This is a genomic window from Micromonospora sp. NBC_01405, assembly GCF_045040155.1.
In the GTDB taxonomy this organism is placed as follows: domain Bacteria; phylum Actinomycetota; class Actinomycetes; order Mycobacteriales; family Micromonosporaceae; genus Micromonospora.
In genome coordinates this window covers 6674809-6685690 of sequence record NZ_CP109532.1, presented here as the reverse complement: position 1 = coordinate 6685690, position 10882 = coordinate 6674809, and the positions used below count along the sequence as shown (strand labels likewise).

10 protein-coding genes are annotated in these 10882 nt (G+C 71.2%); 6 read left to right on the top strand and 4 right to left on the bottom strand.

The annotated features are described in order from the left end of the window. Positions 1-2 precede the first annotated feature (2 nt). The gene (locus OG559_RS28775) at positions 3-1130 is read left to right on the top strand and encodes an alpha/beta hydrolase family protein (protein ID WP_405109529.1); all 1128 of its coding nucleotides are present in this window, start codon (positions 3-5) and stop codon (positions 1128-1130) included. Positions 1131-1239: 109 nt separating this feature from the next. On the opposite strand, the gene OG559_RS28770 is transcribed toward OG559_RS28775, so the two are convergent. Then, positions 1240-1875, bottom strand: coding sequence for a helix-turn-helix domain-containing protein (locus OG559_RS28770; RefSeq protein ID WP_405117051.1), 636 nt, complete (start codon positions 1873-1875; stop codon positions 1240-1242). 220 nt (positions 1876-2095) lie between these two features. After that, positions 2096-3226, bottom strand: a complete 1131-nt coding sequence (locus OG559_RS28765; RefSeq protein WP_405109526.1) for an FAD-dependent oxidoreductase — start codon at positions 3224-3226, stop codon at positions 2096-2098. Positions 3227-3250: 24 nt separating this feature from the next. Here OG559_RS28765 and OG559_RS28760 point away from each other — a divergent pair, with 24 nt between their 5' ends. Next, a complete protein-coding gene (locus OG559_RS28760) occupies positions 3251-3976 on the top strand; it encodes a TetR/AcrR family transcriptional regulator (RefSeq protein ID WP_405109523.1) in 726 nt (241 codons plus the stop codon). Positions 3977-4121: 145 nt separating this feature from the next. Here OG559_RS28760 and OG559_RS28755 read toward each other — a convergent pair whose 3' ends face one another. Beyond that, positions 4122-4730: a class I SAM-dependent methyltransferase gene (locus OG559_RS28755; protein WP_405109520.1), complete on the bottom strand. Its 609-nt coding sequence runs from the start codon at positions 4728-4730 to the stop codon at positions 4122-4124. A gap of 237 nt (positions 4731-4967) precedes the next feature. Next, a complete protein-coding gene (locus OG559_RS28750; protein WP_405109517.1) occupies positions 4968-5438 on the bottom strand; it encodes a PLAT/LH2 domain-containing protein in 471 nt (156 codons plus the stop codon). A 192-nt stretch (positions 5439-5630) separates the two neighbouring features. Between OG559_RS28750 and OG559_RS28745 the strand changes: the two genes are divergently transcribed. The 4 genes from OG559_RS28745 (at position 5631) to OG559_RS28730 (ending at position 10828) form a co-directional block, all read left to right on the top strand. After that, positions 5631-8462 (top strand): BTAD domain-containing putative transcriptional regulator, encoded by a 2832-nt coding sequence (locus OG559_RS28745; RefSeq protein ID WP_405109514.1) that lies wholly within the window; start codon positions 5631-5633, stop codon positions 8460-8462. Positions 8463-8507: 45 nt separating this feature from the next. After that, positions 8508-8942, top strand: a complete 435-nt coding sequence (locus tag OG559_RS28740) for a VOC family protein (RefSeq protein WP_405109511.1) — start codon at positions 8508-8510, stop codon at positions 8940-8942. A gap of 276 nt (positions 8943-9218) precedes the next feature. Further along, a complete protein-coding gene (locus OG559_RS28735; protein WP_405109508.1) occupies positions 9219-9782 on the top strand; it encodes a dihydrofolate reductase family protein in 564 nt (187 codons plus the stop codon). A 155-nt stretch (positions 9783-9937) separates the two neighbouring features. After that, positions 9938-10828, top strand: a complete 891-nt coding sequence (locus OG559_RS28730; RefSeq protein ID WP_405109505.1) for a GNAT family N-acetyltransferase — start codon at positions 9938-9940, stop codon at positions 10826-10828. Positions 10829-10882: the final 54 nt, after the last annotated feature.

Sequence of the window (10882 nt, the reverse complement as noted above, 5' to 3'; positions counted from 1 at the left end):
GGATGCGCATCCTCGTCGTGGTCGGCCCGGCAGTGGTGGCCGACCCCGCCCTGCTGGAGTCACTCGCCACCGCCGCGTGCGCGGAACTCGGCGTCCCCGGCCGGCTGGTGACCGCCGCCTCCGCAGCCGAGGTGCGGTCCCTGGTCACGGAGACGGGGTCGCCCGTGGTGGCGCTGCCCGGCCCGGACCCCGAGGTGCGCGCCCTGATCGGCGACGCCCCGCCCCACGTCGTGTGGTACGACCTCACCGTCGAGCCGCCGGTGCCCGGCTCCGCCCACCTTCAGGGCCGGGGCGCCTGGGGCCTGGCCTGGGCCGTCCGGCACGCCCTGCACCGCCACCGGTCGCCGGCCACCCGGATCGCCTACGGCCCGCTGGCGGACCAGTGGGGCGAGCTGCGGCTGCCGCCCGCCGCCGGGGCGGGCCCGGTGCCGGTCGTGGTGCTGCTGCACGGCGGGTTCTGGCGGTCGATGTGGGGAGCCGACCTGATGGACGCCCTCGCCGTCGACCTGGCCGGCCGGGGCTACGCGTCCTGGAACGTGGAGTACCGCCGCCCGGACCGGCACGACTGGGACGCCACCACCGCCGACGTGGCGGCCGGCGTCGCGGCGCTGGCGGGCCTCGCCGACGGCGGCCGGCTGGACCTCGACCGCGTCGTGCTCCTCGGCCACTCGGCCGGCGGCCAGCTCGCGCTGCGGGCCTGCGCCGACCAGGCCGGCGGGGCACACCGCGACCTCCCCGGCCCGCCCGGGGTCGCGGCGACCCGCGTCGCGCTGGCGGTGTCGCTGGCCGGCGTCCTCGACCTGGCCGAGGGCGAACGGCGGTACCTCGGCGACGGGGCGATTCCCGCCGCCCTCGGTGGCACCCCCGCGACCGTGCCGCAGCGGTACGCCGCCGCCGACCCCATGGCCCGGGTGCCGATCGGGGTGCCGACCCTGCTGGTGCAGGGCGCCGACGACAGCCCCGACCTCGTCGACGCCAACCGCCGGTACGCCGTCGCGGCCCGCGCGGCCGGCGACGACGTCGACCACCTCGAACTGCCCGGCGACCACTTCGCCGTCATCGATCCCGGCTCGACCGTCTGGCGGGCCACCATGGCCGCCGTGGAGCGCCGGTTGGGCCGCCGAACATAGGGCGTCGCCGCCGTGGCGGGCCCCGGCGGTGTTCGCGATGTTTCACCAGCGTGAACAAGTGCCGTTGGTGTCGCTGCCGCTCTGCGGGCGGCGAGGCGATCGACCGGCGTCAGAACAGCCGCGGGGTGACCACCGACACGACGGTCGTCACCGCGTCGGTGTCGTTGTACATCGAGTGCGGCACCGACGAGCGCAGGTGCACGCTGTCGCCCGGACGCAGCCGGTGCTCGACGCCGTCGACCTCGTAGAGCAGTTCGCCGGAGATGACATAAGCGAACTCCTCTCCGGCATGGCCGTAGGCGGCCTCCCGGCGGCCCCCCGGCGCGATGTGCACCAGCATCGGTTCGAGTACCAGGTCCGGCCCTCGCTCCGACAGCATCCGGTAGGTCTGCTGGGCGGAGACGTACTGGGTGGCCGGGGTTTCCGCCCTGGTGAGGGTGAAGTGCGTGGGCAGCGGGCCGACCGCCTGGTCGGGGGAGTCGGCGCCGGCGTCGAAGAACTCCGCCACCGTGTGGTCCAGGGCCTTGGCGACGCTGCCCAGCGCGGTCAGGCCGATGGAGGAGATGCCCCGCTCGACCTGGGACAGGAAGCCGATCGACAGGCCGGAACGGGCGGCCAGGCCGCGCAGCGTCAGCCCGCGCTCCTTGCGGTACTGGCGGATGCGCGCGCCCACCAGGCCGGCGTGGGTGGCGTCCGCCGCCCGCTCGCCGGGCAGGGGCCGCTCCCGGACCGGGTTACTCTCCATGGACCGCACGGGGACCTCCTGTCGCGTCCCGGCGGGAGAGCCCGCCACGCTTGTTCGATGCTATCGAAACTTCGGGGCACCCGCGATGCCCCGCACCCGTCCTGGCGGGTAGGCGGCGGGGCGACAAGCGCCTCCGGTGGGGAGCCGGCTGGCTGTCGCTGTCAGGCAATGCCGGGGCGGATGAGGGGCCGTGATCGAGGCCGGCTGCGCCCGCCCGTCATCAATCTGCGGGTACCGGCTCGGTGGGCCGCGGCGTGAAGAAGCGGATGATGTCGTCGGCTGCGGTGGGGGACAGCATCATCGCCTGGACTCGTGCGGACATTTCGGCGATCGGGTGAATTCTGATGAACATCGCCTCCTCGTACGTACGGATCGCCGAGTCGGGGTCGGCGGGGTTGGTGGCGAGTTCGGCGGCGAGTTCGGCGGCGTCGAGCATGGCTTGGTTGGCGCCCTCGCCGACCGGCGGCATGAGGTGCGCGGCGTCACCGATGAGGGTGATGTCCGGCTGGTGGGCCCAGCGTGTACCGTTGGGCATCGCCTCGATCCTGCGTGGGATTGGTGGGCTGTCGCCGGCTTCGATGAGTGCGGTGAGGCTGGGGGCCCAGCCGTCGAACATGTCCAGCAGAGCGCGCTTGCTGCCGTAGGTGCCAATCTGGCGATCGTCCGCGCGTAAGCCGATCCCGACTCGGATGCTGCCGTCGCCGAGGCGTTGCGCTGCAAGGATCTGGTTCACGCCGATGCACCACAGGTTCCCGGGGCCGACCAACTCGGCGAGATCCGGGTGGCGCCGGTCGGCGTCGCTGATGCTCAGCTCTATCAGGGTGGACACGTAGGACAGTGGCGCGTCGGTGAGCAGTGGCCGGACGACCGAGCGTGCGCCGTCCGCGCCGATGAGGACGTCGCAGTCGGCGCTGTGGCCGTCGTCGAACGTCAGCCCGAAGCCTCCATCGGGTCGTGGCGTCGCCGCGACGAGCCGGTGCTGCCAGGCCACCGCGTCGCCGGGGAGCGAATCGAGCAGAAGATCACGCAGTGCGCTCCGATCGATCTCGGGTCGTCCGGAGAACGAGCCGGGTTGTGGCGTGTGGTGGATGAGGGTGCGTCCGGCCGGGTCGAGGATGCGATGTTCCTCGCCCTCCGGCCGCGCCTCGGACCGGAACCGGTCGGCGAGGCCCGCCTCGGCCAGGGCCTGTTGCCCGGACTCCGGGTGCAGGTCGAGCATTCCGCCCTGTGATCGCGCGGATCGGCTTGCCTCGCGTTCGTACACCACCGCGTCGATGCCTTGCCGGTGCAGGATTCGGGCCAGCGTCAGGCCGCCGAGGCCACCTCCGGCGATCGCGATTCGCATCATCATCTCCGTTACCGTACGCTGTATATTGTGGATACGCCGTACGGTAACGCACCGCTGCCCGTCTGGGAACGGCCCGAGCCTCAACCGCGGGCGACGCCCGTGCCGCTGAGCCGTGCGAAGATCGCCGCCACGGCGATCCGGCTCGCCGACGTACACGGCCTCGACGGGCTATCGGTACGCAAGCTCGCCAAAGAGCTCGGTGTCGGTCCGATGCGACTTTACGACTATGTGATCAACAGATCCGAACTGCTCGATCTGATGGTCGACGCCGTCTATGCCCAGATCGCCGAGGCCAGCCATCGCTCCGAGTGGCGCGCCACGGTACTGGCCATCGTCCATCGGACCCGCGATGCCGCTCTCGATCATGAGTGGTTCTCCGACCTGCTCGGCGGAAGGCCACACTTGGGACCTCACGCGCTCGCCGTAGGCGAATCGACCGCGGCGGCGCTCAGCCAGGCCCCCGGCGTGCGCGGCATCGACGACCTCCAGCGGGCCTTGGGCGCCCTCAACGCCTTCATCATCGGAGCGCTCCGCAGAGAGGTCACCGAGCGACGCACCGCCCGTTCCACCGACACCGACGTGACCGCCTGGCAGACCGCCCTCGGGCCCTACCTGACACGGATGCTCGAAACAGGCCGCTACCCCACCGTCGCCCGGCTCGTCATCGACGGCGCCCACCTCAACGCCGAGGAGACCTTCCACCACAACCTGATCACCATCCTGGACGGCATCACCAGCCATCCCCACCCGTGACCTACTGCTCGCAGGCCAGTAACGGCTGGACACCGATACACCTCGATCAGACACCCGCATCTGCCGCCGACCGGGCTCATGTGTCAGTGGCTGCGTCCGGTGCGCCGTCGTGCCGTTGTGAGTACACAAGGCTCGCCGGCTCGGCTCACCCTTCGGTCGCGACTGCCGCGATGGCGGCGTGCGGCCGACGAGGGCCTTCGCTGGGCCGCTGATTGCGCTCAACTTCCGTGAAGCCGGCTCGCGTCAGCCGCGCGGAGAACTCGTCGACGGGCCAGCGATAGGCGGTCACGACCTTGTGGTCGAAGGCCGCGACCTCGTCACCGTCGAAGAAGCCGAGCACCAACGTTCCGGCCGGGGCCAATGCTCGCCGGAACTCGGCGAGCACACCGTCGAGATCTTGCGGCGGTAGGTGGATCAACGAGTAATAGGCCAGGATGCCGGCGATGGAGTGGTTGGCGACGGCGAGATTCTCCATCGACCCGAGTTGGTACCTCCCGCTCGGGTGGGCCGCCTGCGCGTGGGCGATGAACTCGGGAACGATGTCGATGCCCGTTGCGTCGACGCCCAGCGATCGAAGGTAACCGGTGATATGGCCAGGCCCGCAACCCAGATCGAGGACCGTGCCAGGCCGGCCCGCCAGATGCCGCCCGATGAATGCGAGGTCGTCGGCGTGTACCTGCTCACTTGTACCGAACAGCCCGATGTAGAGCTCTGCGACGGACGCATACGCCTGCCGGACCTGCGCCATGTTCACCGCGTGACTGTATGAGCTCTTGGAACGAGGGAGCAAGCCCGGGGCCGGCGCGGGAAGCACGTCGGTCCTTGCGGTACCCGCGTCCGTCGATTCGAGGGCGCGGTCAGATGCGCACTGAGGGCGGCGCCGGTGCCCGGGTGGGTCAGCTGCCGGGTACGGCGGTGTCCCCGGCCGTCGGTCGGCCGGGGACACCCTCGTGGCTGAGGTGGCGCCGCGATCACCAGATCGGATTCGACCTCACGGGCAGTCGAACCAGCGGGTTTCCTCGCCGTCGCCGTAGTAGGCGTTCATCGGGCAGTGGTACCAGGTCCCGGTGGCGTGCGCGTAGACCTGCGCGTACTCCGGGTACCACTCGGAACCGTTACTTCCCTTGTAGACGCCGATGAAATCAGGGCGTCCGATGTCGTACCACGAGAATGGCCCGAAATAGTCGTTGCTGTTGCGCTCGAAGTTGTCGGCCGAGTTGTCGAGGTTGACGTAGCCGGGGGACTCGGCGAGCGTGCCGTACACCTTCATCCGCACGGTGGCGTCGGTGCCGGCCCCGTCGATGTTCGCGGTGTGTACGAAGATCGTGTAATTCTGCACAGCGTTGGTGCCGATGCCGGCGGTCTTGGCGGCCGGGGCCGCGCTGGCGGCGGTACCGCCACCCAGCGCCATCGTCATCATGACGAGCACGCCGCCGAACGCGATTGGGATCCGGAATCTCACGGTGACTTCCTCCTGCTGAAAAGTGTGGATGATTGCTGCTGTTGCCGTGAACGAACTCTGACAGCGGCCGCTGTTGCGCGGCTGACGTGGCGCTGGAATGCCGGTACCGTCCGGTGTCCGACTGAGCCGTCCCGGGCGCTTGTTCCGTCGATAGCCTGAGTCGAATCCTGTGGTTGAGGCGGGGGCGGACCAATGCGAGTCAGGCTTCTCGGACCGGTCGACGTGACCGCGGGCACCACGGCCGGTACGGTTTCCGGAATCCGGCGCAAAGGCGTACTCGCGGTGCTCGCCCTGCACCCGGGCGTGATCGTCAGCACCGACCGCCTGATCGACGTGATCTGGGGAGACCAGGCTCCCGCGACCGCGCCGAACAGCCTGCAGAGCCACGTTTCCTACCTGCGGCGCATCATCGGCGCCCGGAGCGCGATCGTGGGTCGCTCTCCGGGGTACGTGCTGGATCTGCCGGGTGAGGCCACCGACGTCGAGGTGGCCGAGCGGCTCATCCGTGAAGGCACCCGGTCGACCGACCACGGGCACGCCCGCACGGTGCTGGCCAGCGCCCTTGAGCTGTGGCGGGGTCGATCGTTGGTCGACGTCGCCAGCCTCGGCTGGCTGCACGAGCAGGCCGAACGCCTGGAACACCTGCGGCTGGTCGCGGTCCGGGCACTGGTCGACAGCCGCCTGGCGCTCGGCGAGCACGCGCAGCTCGTACCGGAGCTGGAGCTGCTGACCCAGGAACATCCCCTCGACGAGCACATCCACGAGCAACTCATGGTGGCGCTCTACCGGGCCGGCCGGCAGTCCGACGCACTCGCGACGTACCGGCGGTTGCGCCGCACGCTCCGCGACGACCTGGGCATCGAGCCGAGCCCGGCGTTGCGCAACCGGGAGAGCGCCATCCTGTCGCAGGACCCGGCGCTCGCCTGGTCCGCGCCGGCCGGCGCGGTGGTCGCGGTCGCGGCCCGGGCGTCCGCGCCGGCCCAACTACCCCCGGCGGTACGCGCCTTCGCCGGTCGTGGCGACGAACTGCGCTGGCTCGACGAACGACTCGGCCGGCCGGGTGAGCCCGATCCGCCGGCGGTGGTCATCTCGGCGCTCTCCGGCACGCCGGGAGTGGGCAAGACCACGCTGGCCGTGCACTGGGCTCACCAGGTCGCCGACCGCTTTCCGGACGGCCAGCTCTATGTCAACCTGCGCGGCTTCGACGCCGGTGGGGTGCTGGAACCCGCCGACGCGATCCGCGGATTCCTGGACGCCTTCGGCGTACCGGTGGAGCGCATTCCGGCTGGCCTGTCCGCCCAGTCCGCGCTGTACCGCAGCTTGCTGACCGGCCGGCGGGTTCTCGTCCTGATCGACAATGCCCGCGACGCTGCGCAGGTCCGCCCACTGCTACCCGGTGCGGCCGGCTGCCTTGTCGTGGTGACCAGCCGCAACCAGCTCACCTCCCTGGTCGCCGGCGAGGGCGCCCAGCCGCTCGCTCTCGACCTGCTGCCCGAGGCCGAGGCCCGGGACCTGCTGGCCCGCCGGCTGGGCAGTGACCGGGTGGCCGGCGAGCCGGCCGCCGTCGACCAGATCATCGCGAGCTGCGCCCGGCTGCCCCTCGCGTTGGCCGTCGCCACCTCGCGTGCCGCCATCCGCCCCGGTTTCTCGCTGGCGGCACTGGCCAGCGAGCTACGCGACGCGGCCGACGCGTTGGACGCCTTCGACGGCGGCGACCCGGCCACCGACGTACGCGCCGTCTTCTCCTGGTCCTACCAGGCACTGAGCCCGGCGGCCGGTAGGTTGTTCCGGCTGCTGGGGTTGCACCCCGGGCCGGACATCGCGGTACCTGCGGCGGCCAGCCTGGCCGGCGTTGCGCTGCGCCAGGCCCGGATGCTGCTGGCCGAGTTGGCCCGCGCTCACCTGCTCGTCGAGCACGCGCCCGGCCGGTACGGGATCCACGACCTGTTACGCGTCTACGCGAACGAGCTGACCCACGACCTCGACAGCGACAGCGAGCGTCAGGTTGCCGTGCGCCGGGTGCTCGACTCCTACCTGCACGTCGCGTATGCCGGTGCCCGGCTACTCCAACCGTTCCGCGACCCGATCGACCTGGAGCCCGCCCGCCGTGGCGTGGCAGTGGTGGCGCCGGTCGATGCCGAGCAGGCGATGGCCTGGTTCATCGCGGAGCATCCGGTGCTGCTCAACGCCGTCACCCGGGCGGCCGACGACGGGCTGTACGCGCACGCCTGGCGGCTGGCCTGGACCATGGCCGACTTCTTCGACCGCAAGGGTCACTGGCAGGACTGGGCGGCGACTCACGAGACCGCGCTGACCGCCGCCGACCTGCTGGCCGACCGTCGGGCCGCCGCGAGCGTACGCCTTGGCCTCGGCCGTGCCCGCGCCCAACTGGGCGAGTTCGCCGAGGCGTACGCCCAGCTCCGGCAGGCGGCCCACCTGTACGCCCTGCTGGGCGACGTGACCGGCCAGACGCGCGCCGCCCGGAGCCTCGCCTGGGTCTGTTCCCGGCAGGGACGTCACCGGCAAGGGCTGGCCCACGCGAGGCGCGCACTGGAGCTGATCGAAGCCGTCGGCGACCGCGCCCTGCAGGCCCGCGCCCTCAACTCGGTCGGCTGGCAGTACGCCCAGCTCAGCGACCACGGTGCGGCCCTGCACTACTGTCGGCGGGCGCTGCAGTTGGTGCGCGAGGTGGGCGACCGGTTCGGCGAGGCCAACACCTGGGACAGCCTCGGCTACGCCCACCACCACCTCGGCGACTACCAGCAGGCCACCTCCTGTTACCAGCGGGCGGTGGAGCTGTTCCGTGACCTCGGTGACCGCTACTACGAGGCCGACACGCTCACCCACGTCGGGGAGAGCCACCAGGCGGCGGGCGACCCGGAGGCCGCCCGGTTCGCCTGGCTGCGGGCGTTGGACATCCTCGGTGCGTTGGGCCATCCCGACGCCGACCGGCTCCGCGCCATCCTCCGTCGCCGCCCCACCCACCCCCTCGGACGCCCCACAACCCCGTCACCCTGCGCCTGACCCGCCGATTGCGCAGACGAAAGACCCCGCGTCTATGGTGGACCGATGGCGTCGGTCAAGCAGATTCAAGTCACCTTCGACTGCGCAGAACCTGAGCGTGTCGCTCGTTTCTGGTGCGAGGTGTTGGGTTACGTCGTACCGCCGCCACCGGAGGGGTTTGCTTCTTGGGGCGATTTCGATCGCGCGTTGCCGCCTGAGCGGCAGGGTGCGGCGTTCGCATGCAACGATCCATCAGGCGCGGGCCCGCGACTGTTCTTCCAGCGCGTTCCCGAAGGCAAGGTCGTCAAGAATCGGCTGCATCTTGACGTGCGGGTCGGCACCGGGCTCGTGGGTGAAGAGCGCCTGGCCGCACTTGAGGCCGAATGCGCACGACTGGTCGCGCTCGGCGCGGTACGCGTGCGACTACTGCGTGCCGATGGATACAACGAGTCGTGCCTCGTGATGCAGGACATCGAGGGCAACGAGTTCTGTCTCGACTGAGCGAACCCTTCCGGGCAAGTGTTCGTGACCCTGCGTAGCCCAGGTCGGCCAGGGTGGGCAGCTCGGCGACCACGCCGGCGAGGGTGACCGGCATGTCGTGGCGGCGGCTCGGCGGCGAACGCCACGGTGTCGCGGCGGCACGGGAGTACCGCCATGGCATGTCACACTGTTGTCCACGTGAGACCGCAGGAGGAGGAAGGTGAGCCCGATGTCAAGCTCGATGGTGAACTTCATCGCGTTCATCGTCCGTCGCTCCGGTGCGTTGAGTGTGAAGCCATGCTGATCATTTCGATGAGCGTCTCGGTGGACGGCTTTATCGCCGACCGCGAGGGCGGTTTCGGGTGGACGGCCCCCAGCGAGGAGCTGTTTCGTTTCCACCTCGCGCAGATACGCGAGCTCGGCGGCTATCTGTTGGGCCGCAGGCTTTACGAGGCCATGCTGGTGTGGGAGACGGATCCGTCGCTGCGCGACGACGAGCTCGGGGCCGCGTTCGCCGACGTCTGGTGCGCTCTGCCGAAGGTCGTCTTCAGCCGCACGCTCGACAGCGTTCAGGGCAACGCCCGGCTCGCCGCGGCGTCGGTGGCCGAGGAGGTCGCTGCGACGCTCGACGCGACTGACAGGGACGTCTCGATCGGCGGCGCCGGCCTGGCCGCGGCAGCGATCGAGCTCGGCCTCGTCGACGAGCTGCGCATGTTCCGCTATCCGATCGTTGTCGGTGGCGGCACGCCCTTTCTGCCGCCGGTCACCGAAGACGTTCGGCTGGACCTGGTCGAGACCAGGACGTTCGGCTCGCGCGTGATCTACGAGCGCTACGGCCGCGCCCGCGATGGGTCGGACTGACACCGCCGTCCGAGTCATCACGCCTCGCCGGACCGGGTATTCGCCGCGCTGACCGGCGGCCGAGGCCGCAGCGGCGTGGGCCCGGAGCGCGGGTGGCGCGCCGGACCCCGGCCGGGCGGTGTTGAGATTGCCTGACTAAAGTCAGGCATGTGGACGTGGACTCTGTTGCCGCGGTGCGGCGGTTCAACCGGACGGTGACCCAGCGGGTGGGGGCGCTCGACGACCGGTACATGGCGCGCGGGCGGCCCCTCGCGCAGGCACGCCTGCTGTGGGAGATCGGCCCCGGCGGGGCGGAGGTGGCGGAGTTGCGGGCCCGACTCGGGCTGGACTCGGGGTACCTCAGCCGGCTCCTGCGCACGCTGGAGGGCGACGGGTTGGTCACCGTGGGGCCGGCTGGTCGGGCCGGCGGCGACGGGCGGGTGCGGGTCGCCGCGCTCACCGACGCCGGCCGGGCCGAGTGGGCCGAACTCGACGGGCGCTCCGACGACTTCGCCCGGTCGCTCCTCGCCCCGCTTCCCGGGCGGCGACAGGAACGGCTGGTCGCGGCGATGGCCGAGGTCGAGCGGCTGCTCGTCGCGTCGCTGGTGGTCATCGAGCCGTGTCCTCCGGGCGACCCGCGGGCCCGGGTCTGCGTGCGGTCCTACGCCCGGGACGTGAGCCGGCGGTTCGACGGGGGCTTCGACCCGGCGCTGAGCAGGCCCGTCCACGACGAGGAACTGGTTCCGCCCGCCGGGGTGTTCCTGCTGGCGTCCCTCAACGGCGAGCCCGTCGGCTGCGGCGCGGTCAAGCTGCACCCCGACGCCCCCGCCGAGATCAAGCGTGTCTGGGTCTCCGACACCGTGCGCGGCCTCGGGGTCGGGCGGCGGGTGCTGGACGAGCTGGAGAAGTACGCTGCCGAGCGCGGCTGGACCGCCGTCCGGCTGGACACCAACCGCGCGCTCACCGAGGCCATCGCGATGTACCGCTCGGCCGGCTACCGCGAGATCGAGCCCTTCAACACCGAGCCCTACGCCCACCACTGGTTCGAGAAGCGCCTCGCCCAGTGACCGGCGCGGCGGGGCGCCGGCCGGGAGGGCCGTCGCCGCCGCCGCGCCGGGCGC